General features: G+C 65.5%; 22 protein-coding genes. All 22 read right to left on the reverse strand.

Features of this window, described 5'->3' with window-relative positions:
* Nucleotides 1-50 precede the first annotated feature (50 nt).
* Entirely contained in the window at nt 51-500 is a 450-nt protein-coding gene (gene rplI / locus AC3QL2_RS07235) for a 50S ribosomal protein L9 (RefSeq protein ID WP_493235265.1), read from the reverse strand.
* 15 nt (nt 501-515) lie between these two features.
* A complete protein-coding gene (gene rpsR / locus AC3QL2_RS07240; RefSeq protein ID WP_153162030.1) occupies nt 516-785 on the reverse strand; it encodes a 30S ribosomal protein S18 in 270 nt (89 codons plus the stop codon).
* Nucleotides 757-1,101 carry a primosomal replication protein N gene (priB, locus tag AC3QL2_RS07245; RefSeq protein WP_493235266.1) on the reverse strand — a complete coding sequence of 115 codons (345 nt, stop codon included), beginning with the start codon at nt 1,099-1,101 and terminating at the stop codon, nt 757-759. Before priB ends, rpsR begins: the two co-directional genes overlap by 29 nt.
* A gap of 1 nt (nt 1,102) precedes the next feature.
* Entirely contained in the window at nt 1,103-1,486 is a 384-nt protein-coding gene (rpsF, locus tag AC3QL2_RS07250; RefSeq protein ID WP_481115804.1) for a 30S ribosomal protein S6, read from the reverse strand.
* A 156-nt stretch (nt 1,487-1,642) separates the two neighbouring features.
* On the reverse strand, nt 1,643-2,440 hold the full coding sequence (locus AC3QL2_RS07255) for an aldolase/citrate lyase family protein (RefSeq protein ID WP_493235267.1): 798 nt from the start codon (nt 2,438-2,440) through the stop codon (nt 1,643-1,645).
* Nucleotides 2,441-2,693: 253 nt separating this feature from the next.
* Nucleotides 2,694-3,125: a tautomerase family protein gene (locus tag AC3QL2_RS07260; RefSeq protein WP_493235268.1), complete on the reverse strand. Its 432-nt coding sequence runs from the start codon at nt 3,123-3,125 to the stop codon at nt 2,694-2,696.
* 10 nt (nt 3,126-3,135) lie between these two features.
* Nucleotides 3,136-3,891, reverse strand: coding sequence for an SDR family oxidoreductase (locus AC3QL2_RS07265; protein ID WP_493235269.1), 756 nt, complete (start codon nt 3,889-3,891; stop codon nt 3,136-3,138).
* 14 nt (nt 3,892-3,905) lie between these two features.
* On the reverse strand, nt 3,906-4,841 hold the full coding sequence (locus AC3QL2_RS07270; RefSeq protein ID WP_481115808.1) for a catechol 2,3-dioxygenase: 936 nt from the start codon (nt 4,839-4,841) through the stop codon (nt 3,906-3,908).
* Nucleotides 4,842-4,908: 67 nt separating this feature from the next.
* Complete coding sequence (dmpG, locus tag AC3QL2_RS07275) at nt 4,909-5,961, reverse strand: 4-hydroxy-2-oxovalerate aldolase (protein ID WP_493235270.1); 1,053 nt, start codon at nt 5,959-5,961, stop codon at nt 4,909-4,911.
* Nucleotides 5,961-6,887, reverse strand: a complete 927-nt coding sequence (locus AC3QL2_RS07280; protein WP_493235271.1) for an acetaldehyde dehydrogenase (acetylating) — start codon at nt 6,885-6,887, stop codon at nt 5,961-5,963. Before AC3QL2_RS07280 ends, dmpG begins: the two co-directional genes overlap by 1 nt.
* The gene (locus AC3QL2_RS07285; RefSeq protein ID WP_481119668.1) at nt 6,884-7,102 is read right to left on the reverse strand and encodes a tautomerase family protein; all 219 of its coding nucleotides are present in this window, start codon (nt 7,100-7,102) and stop codon (nt 6,884-6,886) included. The genes AC3QL2_RS07280 and AC3QL2_RS07285 overlap by 4 nt, the downstream gene beginning before the upstream one ends.
* Before the next feature lie 16 nt (nt 7,103-7,118).
* Nucleotides 7,119-7,922: a 2-oxo-3-hexenedioate decarboxylase gene (dmpH, locus tag AC3QL2_RS07290; RefSeq protein WP_493235272.1), complete on the reverse strand. Its 804-nt coding sequence runs from the start codon at nt 7,920-7,922 to the stop codon at nt 7,119-7,121.
* The gene (dmpE, locus tag AC3QL2_RS07295; protein WP_493235273.1) at nt 7,919-8,716 is read right to left on the reverse strand and encodes a 2-oxopent-4-enoate hydratase; all 798 of its coding nucleotides are present in this window, start codon (nt 8,714-8,716) and stop codon (nt 7,919-7,921) included. The genes dmpH and dmpE overlap by 4 nt, the downstream gene beginning before the upstream one ends.
* A gap of 23 nt (nt 8,717-8,739) precedes the next feature.
* Entirely contained in the window at nt 8,740-10,200 is a 1,461-nt protein-coding gene (locus tag AC3QL2_RS07300; RefSeq protein WP_493235274.1) for a 2-hydroxymuconic semialdehyde dehydrogenase, read from the reverse strand.
* A gap of 162 nt (nt 10,201-10,362) precedes the next feature.
* Entirely contained in the window at nt 10,363-11,418 is a 1,056-nt protein-coding gene (locus tag AC3QL2_RS07305) for an NADH:ubiquinone reductase (Na(+)-transporting) subunit F (protein WP_493235275.1), read from the reverse strand.
* A gap of 10 nt (nt 11,419-11,428) precedes the next feature.
* Nucleotides 11,429-11,785 carry a phenol hydroxylase subunit P4 gene (locus AC3QL2_RS07310; protein ID WP_493235276.1) on the reverse strand — a complete coding sequence of 119 codons (357 nt, stop codon included), beginning with the start codon at nt 11,783-11,785 and terminating at the stop codon, nt 11,429-11,431.
* Between the two features lie 55 nt (nt 11,786-11,840).
* Nucleotides 11,841-13,361, reverse strand: a complete 1,521-nt coding sequence (locus AC3QL2_RS07315; RefSeq protein WP_493235277.1) for an aromatic/alkene/methane monooxygenase hydroxylase/oxygenase subunit alpha — start codon at nt 13,359-13,361, stop codon at nt 11,841-11,843.
* 14 nt (nt 13,362-13,375) lie between these two features.
* The gene (locus tag AC3QL2_RS07320; RefSeq protein ID WP_374482627.1) at nt 13,376-13,645 is read right to left on the reverse strand and encodes an MmoB/DmpM family protein; all 270 of its coding nucleotides are present in this window, start codon (nt 13,643-13,645) and stop codon (nt 13,376-13,378) included.
* A gap of 9 nt (nt 13,646-13,654) precedes the next feature.
* Nucleotides 13,655-14,647: an aromatic/alkene monooxygenase hydroxylase subunit beta gene (locus AC3QL2_RS07325; RefSeq protein WP_493235278.1), complete on the reverse strand. Its 993-nt coding sequence runs from the start codon at nt 14,645-14,647 to the stop codon at nt 13,655-13,657.
* Between the two features lie 24 nt (nt 14,648-14,671).
* Nucleotides 14,672-14,929, reverse strand: coding sequence for a phenol hydroxylase subunit (locus AC3QL2_RS07330; RefSeq protein ID WP_493235279.1), 258 nt, complete (start codon nt 14,927-14,929; stop codon nt 14,672-14,674).
* 9 nt (nt 14,930-14,938) lie between these two features.
* Entirely contained in the window at nt 14,939-15,868 is a 930-nt protein-coding gene (locus AC3QL2_RS07335) for a catechol 2,3-dioxygenase (protein WP_493235280.1), read from the reverse strand.
* A gap of 40 nt (nt 15,869-15,908) precedes the next feature.
* Complete coding sequence (locus AC3QL2_RS07340) at nt 15,909-16,235, reverse strand: 2Fe-2S iron-sulfur cluster binding domain-containing protein (protein ID WP_493235281.1); 327 nt, start codon at nt 16,233-16,235, stop codon at nt 15,909-15,911.
* Nucleotides 16,236-16,256 lie beyond the last annotated feature (21 nt).

The raw sequence follows: 16,256 nt of genomic DNA on the forward strand, positions 1-16,256 counted from the left end.
AGGCTGCACGAGGCAGCCTTTTTCATGGGGAGCGAAAGCTCTCCTGACGATCAGTTCTCGCCAACCACCGTGACAGCGATGTTAGCAGTCACATCGGTGTGCAGGGAGACGACGAGCGGGAACTCGCCGACAACCTTCAGCGGGCCTTCCGGCATGCGGACGGCGGACTTCTCGACTTCGAAACCCAGAGCCTTCAGCGCTTCAGCGATGTCGGCGTTGGTCACGGAGCCGAACAGACGGCCATCGACACCTGCCTTGCGGGAGATAGTCACGACGGAGCCTTCGAGCTTTTCGCCACGAGCCTGAGCGGCAGCCAGCTGCTCGGCAGCGATGCGCTCGAGCTCGACGCGGCGGGCTTCGAACTCAGCCAGGTTAGCAGCGTTGGCGCGCTTGGCCTTGCCTTGCGGGATCAGGAAGTTACGAGCGTAACCGTCCTTGACCTTGACCACGTCACCGAGGCCACCCAGATTGACAACCTTGTCCAAAAGAATGATTTGCATGCTGTCTCTCCGGAATTACTGATGCAGGTCGGTGTAGGGCAGCAGGGCGAGGAAGCGGGCACGCTTGATCGCGGTGGACAGCTGACGCTGGTAACCAGACTTGGTGCCGGTGATGCGCGCCGGCATGATCTTGGCGTTTTCGGTGATGAAATCCTTCAGGATGTCCACATCCTTGTAATCGATTTCTTCAATCTTCTCTGCGCTGAAACGGCAGAACTTGCGACGCTTGAAAAGGCTGCGACCGCCACGGTCGTCCTTACGCTTCATTGCTGGCTTGAATGCCATGATTCATTCCTTCAAAAAATTCGATCGTATCGATGTGCAATACAGGCGTCCGGCTACGCAGGCCTTTGGCGGCGAGAAATCCGACGACATGCGCCGGACATCCCAGACGGGCACTGGCGAGCAATTTCGCCTTGTCACCCAGAGCTACAACCTGCAGCTCGAGGCTTACATCCCGCTCCACGCCTGCTTCGACCTGCCGGGACCGGTGTTCCAAGCGTCCTGCCAGCACCGGCACACCACCGGGGGAGTAACGCAAGGCGCCGATTTCGGTCAGGACGCCATCAATCTCAAAACTGTTGCGCTGCGCTTCCTGCAACTCAGGCAGCGGGCTGCTCGGCAGCCGGCTTGGCCTCATCAGCACCGGAAGTCAGGGAACGAGCCTTTTCTTCCTTCATCATCGGCGACGGGGTGGTCACGGCGCGCTTGGTGCGGATGGACAGGTAACGCAGGACGGCGTCGTTGAACTTGAAGCCGTGCTCGAGCTCAGCAATGGTGGACTGATCGCACTCGATGTTCATCAGCACGTAGTGAGCCTTGTGGATCTTCTGGATCGGGTAGGCCAGCTGACGACGACCCCAGTCTTCCAGACGATGGATCTGGCCGTTCTGGGAGGTCACGAGGGAACGATAACGCTCGATCATGGCGGGAACCTGCTCGCTCTGATCGGGGTGAACGATGAATACGACTTCGTAATGCCGCATGGAATCTCCTTGTGGATAAAAGCCCTCCGTCATGCGAACGGTAGGACAAGGTTGCCCGTCGGCGGATAGTAAGAAAACCCTTTCCTATCCCGAGGGAGCCGGTAATGCTGGCACATCCGCGGGCCTTTTGCAAGACCCGCCCAGGCCGCTGCAGGGTCAGCCGTAGCCCCCCACCCCGCCGAAACCACCGCCCTTGAAGGATGCGCAGAGCTCGGAGGTTGCCGCCGCCAGCAGCATCCCATCGACACCGACGGCGATGAAGCGGGCGCCGGCATCCCGGTAGCGGGCCACCAGCTCCCGGTTGCCGCACAGCACGCCGCCGGCCTTGCCGCTGGCCGCGGTACGCCGCAGGCCGTCCTCGATGCGCGCCACGATGTCCGGGTGATTCGGCTGGCCAAGCAGGCCGAAGGACGCGGCCAGATCCACCGCACCGAAGAACACCCCGTCGACGCCCGGCACCGCCAGGATCGCGTCGAGATTCTCCAGGCCGGCACGGGTTTCCACCTGCACCAGCAGGCACATCTGGTCGTTAGCCCGTTCCGCGTAATCGGTGATCCGCCCCCAGCGGGCCGCGCGGGCGATCGAGCTGCCGACGCCACGGATGCCTTCCGGCGGATAGCGCATCGCCTCAACCAGGTGCCGGGCCTGCTCGCCCGACTCGACCATCGGGATCAGCAAGGTCTGCACGCCGGTTTCCAGCAACTGCTTGATCAGCACATGGTCGCCCTGCGGCGGCCGCACAACGGGCTGCGAGTCGTAGGGCGCGATCGCCTGCAACTGCGCGAAGATCGAGCGCAGGTCATTCGGGCCGTGCTCGGCGTCGATCAGCAGCCAGTCGAAGCCGGCGCCGGCGCAGATCTCGGCACTGAAGATCTCCGACAGCCCAAGCCACAGGCCGTACTGCAGCTCACCCGCCAGCAGGCGCTGCTTGAAGCGGTTGTTCTGTAATTCCATGCGGTCCCCATCCTTCACACGTTGTTGTAGTTCAATCCAGCCCGTTCCTCCGGCTGCGGCAAACGCAGCGCCAACCCTGCAAGATCCCAGGATGTGCGCCACGACTGACGCCACACATCATAGGCCACGTCCGGCGCCACAAAAAAATCCCCCGCGCAGCACTGGGCCGCGCGGGGGTCAAGCAACGACCGACAAATTCAGGGAGGAGAGGAATAAAGTCGGTCGCGGGAGACGCAAGGACGAGACCCGAAACTCACGCAGCGCCCGAGGCCGCCGCCCGGGCTCGCGCTTCAACCTCGTCCTTGCGCAACACACTGGCGGGCTCGCCGCCGATGGCCCAATCCTCGGGCGGGACGCGCCGGCAGCAGCCGCGCACCAGATCCCGGCGCACGCCGAGCACATCCACGAGCAGATCGGTGAAGCCCCTCAGCAGGCGCTGGCGCTGCTCCAGCGAACGCCCTTCGAGCACGATGCAGTCGAACCATGGCGCATGCAGCCCGTTGTGCGCCACCAGACCGCCGGCCACCGCCATTTGCAACGGCCGGTGGGGCGTGATGAAGGCGCGCACCCGGTCCACCGGCGCATCGAGTACTTCCGCGTAGAAGCGGCAGGCACCGATGAGCAGGCGTTCGTCCTGCTCGGGCGTGCTCATGCCTTCGACGAGATGGAAATTGACGATCGGCATCGGGAGTCTCCTAAGGCAGGCCGCGGCGACGGCCGGAATCGAGCATCAGGCTGGAGCCCGTCATGGAGTCAGCCTCGGGGGCGAGCAGCAGAGCCACCGCCCAGGCCACCTGCTCCGGCGTGGTGAAACGGCCGATGGACGAATCGGCGAGCATCTCGGCCAGCACCTCGTCCACCGTGATGCCGCGCAGCGCGGCACGGTCGGCGGCGACCCGGCGCAGGCGCTCGGTATCGGCTGGCCCCGGTGCGATCAGGTGCGCCGTCACGCCCCGCGGGCCATAGGCCAGGCTGAGCTGGCGCACCACATTCACCAGCGCCGCATTGGCCACACCGGCCGCTGCCGCGTAGGCCGTCGGCTCGAAGCCGTAATGGCCGCCGATGGCGACGATCCGCGAACCGACCGACAGCAAGCCATCAACCGCCCGTGTCAGGCGCAGCAGGCCGCCGACCTTGATGTTCACCGCATCCACCATGCTCGCCGTCGGCGCGCTGAGGATGCCGCCCGCCACTGCGACACCGGGGCCGTGCACCACCATCCGCACCGGCCGGTTGACGGCCGCGGCAATGGCGGAGATCGCCGAGTCGTCGCCGATGTCGGCCACGCAGGCCGTCAGGCCGGGCACCCGGTCCTGCAGGGCTGCCAGCGACCCGGCGCTGCGGGCGACCGCCACCACGCCGAGGCCGGCAGCCGTCAGGCGGTCCACGATTGCATTGCCGAAGGCGCCGGTGGCGCCGACCACGATGGCCAGTTCTTCTGCCGTATTCATGTTCAGGGGTCCTTTCAACCCGTCAGCACCGTCAGGAAACTCTCGCGCACCACGTTGTCCTGGGCGAAGGTCGCATGGCCCAGTTCGGTGGTATCCCAGGTGAGAGTCGGCGTATCCGGGTAATGCACGTAGCCGCCGGAGAACACTTCGTTGCGGTTGCCCGACGGGTCGAAGAAATAGATCGTTGCGCCGCGGGTCACCCCGTGGCGATTCGGCCCCACGTCCACCGGAATACGGTACTTACCGATCAGGTCCGCCGCGTGGATCACGTCGGTCACCGATTCGAGCAGGAAGGACACATGGTGGAAGCGCCCCGGCGTCGGCTGCAGCACAAAGGCGATATCGTGGGGCGTGGTGGTGCAGCTCAGGAACAGCGCCAGGGACTGGCCGCTCTCGGCGTCGATCAGGCGCTCGCTGAGGTCGAAATCGAAGACCTCGGTGAACAGCCGCGCCGATTCGTCGATGTTCACGCCACCGAGCAGCGCATGGTCGAGGCGGTTGATACGGAAGCCGCGGATCACCCCCTCGTCCGGCAAGACCCCCGGATTGAGCAGCGGCATGCTGTTGCCGGTCTGCTCCTTGTGGGCGTAGAGCTGCATCACGTGGCCGCTGGGCAGCGTAAATTGCAGGCGCCGACCACTCTTCGGGTAGACACCGGCCTCGATGTGCTCCACCTGCAGGCCGAAAGCGCGGATCTTTGGTTCCAGCGTGTCGAGCGTCGCATCGTCGAAGACCTTGAAGGCGAAGTAGTCGATGCCGGCCGAGTCCGCCTCGCGCAGCACCAGGCAATGGTGGTCGTGCTCGTCCCAGGCCTTGTAGTACACCTGGCCGGCGGCGTCGGTCATCACCTCGTGCAGCCCCATGCGCTTGCCGTAGTGCTCGCGCGCTTCGCCCATGTCGAGCACGCGCAATGCGACCTCGCCCATGCGCAGCAGTCCTCTGAGTGCCATGTTTTTTGTCTCCGTTGAAAGGTGTGGATTGCGGGGCGCCTGCGTGGGCGCCCCGTCGTGGCGGGTATCAGGCGGCCACTTCCTTCAGCAGGCCGCGTTCCTTGGCCATGGTCATCGCGGTGTCCATGATCATGTCCTCCTGGCCGCCGATCATCTTCTTGCGGCCCAGTTCCACCAGGATGTCCCGCGCCGGCACGCCAAAACGCTCGGCGGCCCGCTTGGAATGGAGCAGGAAGGTCGAGTAGACGCCGGCGAAGCCGAGAGTCAGGGATTCGCGGTCAACGCGCACCATGTGGTCCATCATCGGCACGATGATGTCCTCGGCGGCATCCATCAGCTTGAACAGATCCACGCCGGTGTCGATGCCCATGCGCTCGCAGACCGCGGCGAACACCTCCAGCGGCGTGTTGCCGGCGCCGGCGCCCAGGCCAGCCACCGAACCGTCGATGCGGATCGCGCCGGCCTCAATGGCGGCGATGGAGTTGGCGATGCCCATGCCCAGGTTGTGATGGCCGTGGAAGCCGATCTCGGTCTCCGGCTTGAGCACGTCGCGCAGGGCCTGCACGCGGGCCTTCACGTCCTCCGGCAGCATGTAGCCGGCCGAGTCGGTGACGTACACCGTGTGGGCGCCGTAGTCCTCCATCAGCTTGCCCTGCTTGGCGATACCGGCCGGGTCGTTGAGGTGGGCCATCATCAGGAAGCCGGTGGTGTCCATGCCCAGCTTGCGCGCAAAGGCGATGTGCTGCGGCGAGGTGTCGGCCTCGGTGCAGTGGGTTGCCACATGCACGCTGCGGGCGCCGCAGTCGTAGGCGGACTGCAGCTCGCGCATCGTGCCGAGGCCGGGGATCAGCAGTACCGACACCTTGGCCTGCTTCATCCGCGAGGCCACCGCCGAGATGTATTCCTCATTGCTGTGGGGTGCGAAGCCGTGCTGCAGGGAGTTGCCGCCCATCCCCGCCCCGTGGGTGACCTGCAGGTAGGGCACGCCGGCGCCGTCGAGGGCAGTGGCGACCCTGACCATCTGGTCGACGCTGATCTGTTCGCGCTTGGCATGCATGCCGTCACGCAGGCACATGTCGTGCAGGATGACCTTGCGGCCCTTCAGGCTGGATGCGCTCATCACGCCACCTCCATGGATTGCAGCTTGATCTTTCCGGCGAGGATCTCCTCGGCGAACATCTCGGCGGTGCGGGTCGCCGCCGCGGTCATGATGTCCAGGTTGCCGGCGTACTTGGGCAGGTAGTCGCCGAGGCCGGCCACTTCCATGAACACCGACACGCGGTGCCCCTTCGGCGTCTCGTCGAACACCGGGCCGTTCACCAGCCGGTAGCCCGGCACGTACTTCTGCACCTCCTTGATCATCTCCAGCACCGAGGCGGTGATGCGCGCCTCGTCCGGCGCCTCGTCGGTGAGGCAGTAGATGGTGTTGCGCATGATCAGCGGCGGCTCGGCCGGGTTGATGATGGCCAGCGCCTTGCCCTTGCGCGCACCGCCGACGACCTCGATGGCGTTGGAGGTGGTGTAGGTGAATTCGTCCAGGTTGGCGCGGGTGCCCGGGCCGACCGACTTGGAGGCCAGGCTGGCGATGATCTCCGCGTAGCCCACGCTCTGGATGCGCGACACCGCATTGACGATGGGAATCGTCGCCTGGCCGGCGCAGGAGATCATGTTGACGTTCATCTCCAGCTTGTCGGCATGCTGGCGCAGGTTCACCGGCGGCACGCACAGGGGGCCGATGGCGGCCGGCGTCAGGTCGATCATCAGCACGCCCAGCTCGTTGAGCTTGCGGCTGTTCTCCGCATGCACATAGGCGCTGGTGGCGTCGAAGGCGATCTGGATGTTGTCTTCCAGCACGTGGGGCAACAGGCCGTCCACGCCGTCGGCGGTGGTCTTCAGGCCCATGCTGCGGGCGCGGGCGAGGCCTTCGGATTCGGGGTCGATGCCGACCATCCACACCGGCTCCAGCACCGGGCTGCGCTGGATCTTGTAGATCAGGTCGGTGCCGATGTTGCCGGAGCCGATCAAGGCACAGCGGATCTTCTTCATGCGTTCTGCTCCTGGGCGGCCCGCGCGGCGGCGCGCTGGGCCATGGTCTGTCCGGCGACGTAGAAACCGTCGGTGGCGTGTTCGGTGATCAGGATGCGGACGGTGTCGGCGCTGCAGTCGAGGCTCTTCGCCACCGCCTCGGTCACCGCCGCGGCGACCTTGTGCTTCTGCTCGGTGGTGCGGCCCACCATCATGTGCATTTCGATAATTGGCATGGGGTTCTCCTCGGGCTTATTCGACGAAACGCATCGACACGCTGCCCAGTTCCTGGAAACGGGCGATCACGCTGTCGCCCGGCTTGACCGCGATGGCCTCGGTGATGCCGCCGCTCATCACGAAACTGCCGGCGGGCAGGCTCTCGCCGAGCTCGGCGAGGATGTTCACCAGCATCGCGATGGCCTCGGCCGGATGGCCGAGCACCGCCGCCGAGGCGCCCATGGCGACGATCTCGCCGTTCTTCTCGAGCACCACGCCGAGGGTCCGCAGATCCAGGTCCTTCGCATAGCGGGCGCGGCCGCCGCCGACGAAGCGGGCCGACGAGCCGTTGTCCGCCACCACGCTGGGCAGGTCGAACTTGAAGCCGGAGAAACGCGAATCGATGATCTCGACCGCCGGCAACACATAGTCCGTCGCCGCCAGCACGGCGGCTGCGGTGCAGCCCGGCCCCGTCAGCTCGTCCTTCATCACGAAGGCGACCTCGCACTCGACGCGCGGATGGACCAGGTCGGCGGTGGAAATGGCGGCGTTCTCCGGCCGCGCCATGCGGTCGGTGAGGAAGCCGATGGACGGCACATCGACACCCATCTGCTTCATCTTGGCCTTGGAGGTGAGGCCGGCCTTCCAGCCGACCTGCTTGTGGCCACGGGCGAGGAAGCGCCGGCGCAGCTCCAGTTGCACGGCGTAACCGTCGCCGATGGTCATGCCGGGATATTCGTCGGTCAGCTTGGGGATGGCGTAGGCGCGGATCTGCGCACCTTCGACGCGCTCGCACAGGCGGACGATGTCCTCGCGGTTAAGGGTGATTTCCATGCTCATGCGGCGCTCCTACCGGAAAATTTGACGCGGCAGCTGCCAAGGCCGCCGACCGTGCACACCAGCTCGTCACCATCGGCGACCGGCACCAGCGCCGACTGGGAACCGGACAGGATCACCTCGCCGGCCTTGAAGGGAATGCCCAGCTCGCCGAGGGTGTTGGCCAGCCAGGCCACCGCGTTGGCCGGCGAGCCCTGCACCGCCGCGCCGACGCCGGTGGAGTGCAGCTCGCCGTTCTTCTCCAGCACCATGCCGGCCAGCGTGATGTCGAGCTTGCGCGGGTCGCCCTTGGTCTTGCCGAGCACGTACACGCCGCAGGAGGCGTTGTCTGCCACGGTGTCCTGGATCTTGATCTTCCAGTCGCGGATGCGCGAATCGACGATCTCGAAACACGGCACCACGTAGTCGGTGGCGCGGATCACGTCCATCGCGGTGACACCCGGCCCCCGCAGGTCTTCCTTCAACACGAAGGCCAGCTCGGCCTCGGCCTTGGGCTGGATCAGCGTACCCAGGTCAATCACGTCGCCTTCCTGGTAGACCATGCCCGACGTGAGCTGGCCGAAATCCGGCTGGAACACACCGAGGAAGTCCTGCACCGGCTTGCTGGTCACACCGATCTTCTTGCCGACGATGGTCTCGCCGCCCGCCACGCGACGCTCGATGTAGCGCAGCTGGATGCGGTAGGCGTCGGCGAGGGTGATGTCCGGCTCTTGTTCGAGCAGCGGCGCAATCGTGCGGCGCTCGCGCCACGCGTCGTACAGCGCGTCGCCGTAGTGTTGGATCTGTTCTTCGTTCATCTCTCTGTCCTGTGGGGAGTGCGTCAGAGCTTCACGCAGATGTTTCTGGTCTCGGTGTAGAACTCCAGCGAATGCACACCGCCCTCGCGGCCGATGCCGGACTGCTTGGAGCCGCCGAAGGGCGTTCGCAGGTCGCGCAGGAACCAGCTGTTGATCCAGGTGATACCCACCTCGACGCGCGCCGCCACGCGGTGGGCGCGGGCCAGGTTGGTGGTCCAGATCGTCGTGGACAGCCCGTAGTCGGTGTCATTGGCAAGCTGCACGACCTCGTTCTCGCTGTCGAACGGGCGGATATGGCAGCACGGGCCGAAGATCTCCTCCTGCACGACCGCCGCGCTTTCCGGCAGGCCGGTCCAGATCGTCGGCTGCACCCAGGCGCCTTCGGCCAGTTCGGCCGGCACGTCGGGCACGCCGCCGCCGGTCACCACGGTGGCCCCCTCCTCCACCGCCTTGCGGTAGTAGGACAGGACCTTCTGGCGGTGCTCCTGGCTGATCAGCGGGCCGTAGTTGGCGTCGTGGTTTTCCGGGCGGCCGAACTTGACCGCCTCGACCTTGGTCTTCAGCGCCGCGACGAACTTGTCGAAGATCGGCCGTTCCACATACACCCGCTCGGTGCCCAGGCAGACCTGCCCGGTGTTGAGGAAGGCCGAGCGGAAGATGCCATCCACCGCCGCGTCGAAATCCGCGTCGGCGAAGACGATGCCGGCGTTCTTGCCGCCGAGTTCGAAGGAGACGTCGCGCATGCCGTTCGAGGCGGCCTTCATGATCGCCGAGCCAGTGCGCGTCTCGCCGGTAAAGGTGATCGCGTCGACGCCCGGATGCTGGGTCAGGAATTCACCAGCGGAATCCGGCCCGAAACCGTGGATCACGTTGTAGACGCCCTTCGGGATGCCCACCGCGTTCATCACCTCGCCGAGCAGCGCCGCGGTGTGCGGCGACTCTTCGGACGGCTTGACGATCACCGTGTTGCCGCAGGCCAGCGCCGGACCGACCTTCCAGGTCATCAGCAGGAAGGGCGCGTTCCACGGGCTGATCACGCCGATCACGCCCTTCGGCACGCGGATCGCGTAGTTCAGCGCGCCACGGCCGTCCAGCGTGGACATCTGGAAGGACTCCGCCGGCACGTTCTTGACCATGTCGGCGAAGACCTTGAAGTTGGCCGCGCCGCGCGGAATGAACACCTGCCGCATGACGTGGGACGGCTGGCCGGTGTCGGCCATCTCGGCGGCGACGAAGTCCTCGAAGCGGCGGGTGATCTCGTCGGCCACGCCGTACAGCAGGTCAACACGCTGCTCCAGCGTCAGCCCGCCCCATTCCCCGTGGAGGGCCGCCCGCGCGGCCTGCACGGCCGCATCCACCTCGCCGCGGCCGGCCTCGCTGATCCGCGCGATGACCCGGTTGTCCACCGGCGAGCGCTTCTCGAAGGTCTTGCCGCTGAGGCCGGCGGTGTATTCGCCGCCGATGAAATTCTCGATGAGACGCATGCTTACCTCGGTATGTTGTCTGGATGCCATCCGGGCTGGGCCGGTATGGAAGCCAGTCTAAGAATCGGCCCCTATACCGTCCAATACTTTAGTTCCGAGTATCGAATACCTTTTAGGTATCAAAATCAGCGTGCGAAATCGGCGCCTCGCGCGCCGATCCGCTCAGATCGCCTTGAACAGCGGGCTGCGCACCTGCTGGGCGTCGGCCGCGGAGATGAACTTCTCGGTGTAGATGTCGCGCTCGAACAAACGCCCCTGCATCAGCGTGGTGATGCAGGCCTCGATCATCAGCGGCGGGCCGCACAGGTAGGCCTTGTTGCCGCGGAAGTCGTTGTCGAAGGCGGCCTTGGCGGCGTCATGCACGAAGCCGCGGAAGCCGCTCCAGCCGGAGCCTTCCGGCTCGCCCGACAGGGCAGGCACGTAGCGGAAGTTGGGGTGCTGCTCGGCCAGCGCCAGGAAGTCGTCGTGGTAGTACAGCTCGTCCCGCGTGCGCTGGCCGTACACCAGTGTGATCGGCAGCTCGAAGCCTTCTTCCAGCAGGTCGAGGATCATCGAGCGCGGGCTCGACAGGCCGGAACCGCCAGCCATGAAGAGCACCGGCACCTGGGCCGACTTCTTCACGAAGAAGCGCCCGTAAGGCCCGCTGATGCGCACCTTCTCGCCGGCCTGCATCTTCTCGTGAACATAGGTGGTGCCCTGCCCGCCCGGCACGATGCGGATGTTGAGCTCCACCTCGCCGTCCTCGGAGGGCACGCCGGCGACGGAGAAGGCGCGGCTGCCGATACCGCCGGGCAGCTCCAGGTTCACATATTGGCCAGCCTGGAAGCGCATCGGCTCGTCGAGCTTGATCCACACGCCCTTGATGGTCGGCGTGAGGGATTCGATGCGCGTCACGGTGCCGTCGAAATCCCGCACCGGCAGGTTCTCGGCGTCCGGGTCCTCCTCGATCTCGGCTTCGATCACCAGGTCGCTCTGGGCCGTGGCGCAGCAGGCCAGGCACTTGCCCTCGTCCCGCTCGAAGTCCATCAGCGCGAAGCTGGAGGCTTCGCCGTGCTCCACCTCCCCGTCGCTCACCTGCACCTTGCAGGTGGCGCACAGGCCGTGGCAGCAGGCGTGGGGCAGGTAGATGCCGGCGCGCAGCGCGGCATCGAGGATGGTCTGACCCTCCTCGATCTCGATGGTCTGACCGAGGGGTTCGATGGTCAGCTCATAGCTCATAGCACCCTCCTCAGGCCGCCGCCGACAGGCTGTTGAGGCCGGCCGTGCGGAAGCGCAGCTGATCCTTGTGGCCGATGCCGTTGGCAGCCAGACTGGCGTCGAAATCCGGCGTCCACGGACGGTTGTCCTTCAGCCATTCGACCTTCGTCCAGTCGAGGGCGGCGGCATCCGGGTCGGCCTGCACCAGGGCCGTCAGCGGGCCTTCGACGAGATCGCGGAAGCGCGTCTCGGGCGGCAGGCACAGCAGGAAGGGCGCGGCAAACAGCAGGTGGCGGTCCCAGCTGGCGTACACGATCTGCTTGCCGCCGAAGTTTTCCACGCTGTCACGCGGCACGCCGATGTATTCACGGATTGCAGCTACGGTCATTTGAGTCTCCTCGTCTCGTCGGGGGGCCGGGGCCGGCCGCCCCGAGCGGTCTGTCTTATTGGTTGGTGGTGGCCAGGCCGCGCCAGGCTTCGAAGTTCTGCTGATCCTCGGAGCCGGCGTAGTCGCCGTTGTCCTTGCCGTCGCGCAGGCTGACCCACTCCATCCACGCGCCCAGGTCGCCGTTGATCGGTGCCTGGAACAGCTGCGGCATCGGCAGCCAGGCCTGCACGTATTTCTCCGGCTCGTTGTCGAAGACGTGCTGGCAGCCGTCGGAGCAGAAGTGGTATTTCTGGCCGTTGTAGACGCTCTCCCGGTGGCAGGTCAGGGTCGGGTCGTCCGGCTCGGTGAATACGGTCGGCAGCTGGCAGCACTGGCACAGCTTGGCGAGGCCGTAGTTCTTGAACGGCGTGCCGGCGTCGGCCAGCTTCTTGATGTGCTTCCAGCGCGGGCGGTAGTACTTGTCGAAGGTGTCCGGATACTTGGCGGACAGCCAGTTCATGTCGTCCTCGGACGGAATCCAGCTGTGGAAGGCGGTGCCGAAGCTCCACTGGTAGAGGCCCAGCATGAACTGGTGGGACATGTGGTCGATGGCCTTCTCGGCGTCGTCCCAGCCCTTCGGCGGCTTGATGCCGTAGCGGGCCAGGTCCTTGAACAGCGCGCCGCCGTTCTCCACGCCGTAGATGTCCCAGGCTTCGCGCCAGGACATCACGCGCTTGGGTAGCATGTAGTCCATCATCGTGCTGACCAGCCCGAGCACGCGGAAGCCGCGCCAGAACCACTTGTCGATCCAGTTCTGGACGATGGGCAGGTTGTCCGGGTCCTGTTCGAGCATGAACTTGATGCACTCGAGGCCCAGCGTCATGTGGCGCGCTTCGTCGGACTGGGCCGAGAAGCCGAAGGTCACCGTCGCCATGTCGCCGTTGTAGGCCGCGCCCGACATGAAGGGCACGAACAGCAGGTTGGTCAGCACGTATTCGAAGCTGAAACCGATGGCGATCATGAACTCGAAGGGCCCGGCCGACATCGCGTCGTCGAAGAAGGAGCGTGCCACCGAGGTGTACCAGATGCGGTCGCGGGTGTCCGCGAAGGCATGGAAACCGTTGTAGTACCGGTTGTAGTTGGACATCGCGTGGATCTGCGTCTGCGCGTGGCGGATCTCGTCGATGGCCTGCATCTGGCAAGCAACCTGGGTGCCGACGCCGGGAAACTCGCGACCGACGCGGGCGAAACCCTTGTGGGCGGCGTATTCGCCGGGGCTGATGGCCTGCAGGAAGATCTTCAGTGCCGACAGGTAGCGCGCGTCGGTCAGATTCAGGTGGCCGTTGTTCTGGGCGTGGGCGTCGATGATCGCGTAGAACTTGCGCTCTTTCTCGGCCTGGTATTTCCAGTAGGCGTCCATCGTCAGGCGGAAGGGGTCTTCCCACTTGTCCCAGTCGTGGATCTTGATGCCTTCGTAACCGACGTAGGGGAAGACGGCGTCCTTCGTCTGATAGGTGGTGTCCCAGCCCAGGTCGCGGGTCAGCGCGCGGTACTTTTCCTTCAGGCCGAGTTTCTTCTTGGCTACTTTCATGTCCATGGCGGTCTCCTCGCTCAGCTGTTCCAGCTCAGGGTCAGGGTTTCGTCGTCCTCGCTCACGTTGCCGGTGAGGGAGATCAGGTTGATGTGCAGCTCCTGCAGGTCGAAGTCGCGGCCGAGCTGTTCCTCGATGGTCGATTTGCGGATCACTAGCTGGCCCTGGGCGTCGATCTTGACCATCGCCGGCTGGCGATTGACGACCGCCTGCGGGTTGTCGATCTCGATCGCCTCGATGATCGGGCGGGTTTCCTCGTTGGCCTGGAGGGCAATGAATACGGTGGACATGGGGACCTCTCAGAGCGGAATGCCGGTTTTCTGGATGCGCGCGGTCAGCGCGGCGAGTTGCTGGCCGACCGCCTCATCGGCTTCGGCGCCAAGGGCCAGCTCGACGATGGGCACCATCGCCGACGCGGCGCGGGCGCTCCAGCGGCGGGTCCAGTCCTGCAGCACGTCACGGTTGTGCTCCGACTCGGCGGCCGCCACCTTGAGCACCGCATCGACCCACTTGCGGGTCTCGTCGAACCAGTCGCTCATGAACTGGGTCAGCATCGCCACCGCCGAGGCGCCGCGCACCGACAGGTGCTCATCGACGATGCGCTCGTACACCAGCGGATACAGCAGGCCATCGAGGGCCACGTTCTGGGCGACGAACAGCTCGAAGGGGTCGCGCAGCACCAGGCAGTCCTCCACGTAACGGCGCAGCGGCTGCCACGCGGCTTCGTCCAGCCAGGCCTGCTTGCCGGCCTCCAGCGCCTCGGTGTCGCCGAGCAGCAAACCCAGACGTGACAGGTACTGGGCGATGCCCAGGTTGTCCATCGCGTGGTACATGCACGGCTGGGTGAAGGTGGTGCCGTAGCCGTAGCCGCAGATGAAGGTGTTGTGCTGGTTGGCTCCCCAGGCGGCGTGACGCAGCGGTACCAGCACCTTGAGGGCGATGGCGCGCAGCTCGTCGGGCAGCATGTCGGCGAGGCCGCGGGATTCGACGAAGGCGAAGTTGGCTTCGGTCGTCTCCTGCTGGCGGGCGCGGGTCAGCGTGTAGGTGCTGTAGTAGAACTGGCGCGGGTCCTTCAACGCGTACCAGTCCTGCATCACGATGCGGGTCAGGCTGGCGTCGTACAGCTCGTTCTCGGGCGCCCAGGTGGGCTTGTAGTGCAGGTTCTCGGCGGCCTGGATGTCGTAGCTGCCTTCCTGGTAGCGGGAGGCCGGCTTGTCACCGAAGCGGCGTACCAGGTGGTCGAAGGCCTGGCGCTGGGGCTGGATGGCGACCGTGCGGAGGTCGATCTGCATGTTGTGTGTCTCCTCGTATCGGGATTATTTGAAGCGGGTGTGGGTGGCGTCGGCGAGGCGCCAGTCCCAGTCGTCCGCCGGGGCGTCGGGGTCGCGCGGCGGCAGCATCTCCACCCGGTTGGCGGTGCAGAATTCGGCGAAGGCCTCGCGGCCGAGGATCATCTCGACGAAGATCTCCGGCTCGCCGATGGCGAACTCGAACTCGACGAAACCGTTGGGACGCTCGCCGCTGAGGCGCACGAAGCGCCGTGCGGTGTCCAGCGGCGGGGGGCTGCTCGTCATGGCCGGCGCTCAGCTGACGACGGACAGGAAGGTCTCGTGCAGCTTGCGCTGCGGGTAATCGAGGCCCTGGCCGAAGTTGTCGAAGGTCCAGGTCAGCGTTTCGTAGTCCGGGTACGGCAGGTGGCCGCCCATGAAGGTCTCGAAACGGTTGCCGGACGGATCCCAGGCGTAGATCGTGCAGCCGCGGGTCACACCGTGGCGGGTCGGGCCGATGTCCACCGCCACCTCGTTCATGGACATGATGTCGCCGGCGCGCAGCACCTGCTCCCAACTCTCCATCAGGAAGGAACAGTGGTGCAGCTTGCCGGGCTCCGGGTACTCGGCGAAGGCAATGTCATGCACCTTCTGCCCGCAGGACAGCCAGATCGCCGCGTTGCCCTGGCCGTCGGGCGTCAGCACCCGCTCGACGAGGTAGAAGCCGAGCACCTCGGTGAAGATCTTCTGCACTTCAGCCACGTTCGGCCCGTAGAGCAGTGCGTGGTCGAAGCGCACCGGCGCGATGCCGTTGTCGCGGGCCTTGTTCCACGGCCCCGGATTGATCAGCGGAATGCCGTTGCCGACCTTGGCCTTGTCCGCATACAACTCGATCGCGTGGCCAGACGGCAGCGTGAAGCGCACCCGCTCGCCGGTCTCCAGCATCTCGCCAGCCGGGATGCGCTCGGTGGCGAGGCCGTAGGCACGCAGGTCGGCGTCGAGCCTGTCGAGGGTCGCCTTGTCGAGCACGCGGAAGCCGAAGAAATCGATGCCGGCCCGGTCCGCCTCGCGGATCACGTAGCTGTGGTGATCGCGCTCGTCCCAGCACTTGAAATAGACCCGCCCCTGGGCGTCGCGGCCGGTTTCCACCAGACCCAGCACCTCACGGTAGAAGCGCACGCTTTCTTCCAGATCCAGCACGCGAACCTGGGCATGGCCAGGACGAAGAACACCGGTAAGCGCCATATCTCGTCTCCTTTTATATGGATGTATCGAACGGTTTTGTTCAGGGAAGCGGGCGATCGGCAGCGGGCGTGCAGACTTTCTTCTGCAGCTTGCCGATCACCTTCACGGAAAGATCGCTGGAGGGGTACACCCGGCAGGCCAGCAGCCGGCGGTGCGCCAGGTCGTCGTCAGAGACGTGGTCCCGGCTCATCGCACGGGTGCTGTATTCGCCTTCAGTGATCTCGACCTTGCAGACGCCACAACCACCGCCACGGCACCCCACCGGGATGCCGCGCAGGCCCAGCCGGTGCAGGCCGGAAAGCAGGGATTCCTGCGGTGCACAGGCATAGCGGACATCTGCGTCTTCGATGCTTACGGTGTGGGTCATGGCGCCTCCAGATGTGTATCG

Source organism: Zoogloea sp. GW822-FHT05C07 (assembly GCF_058800215.1).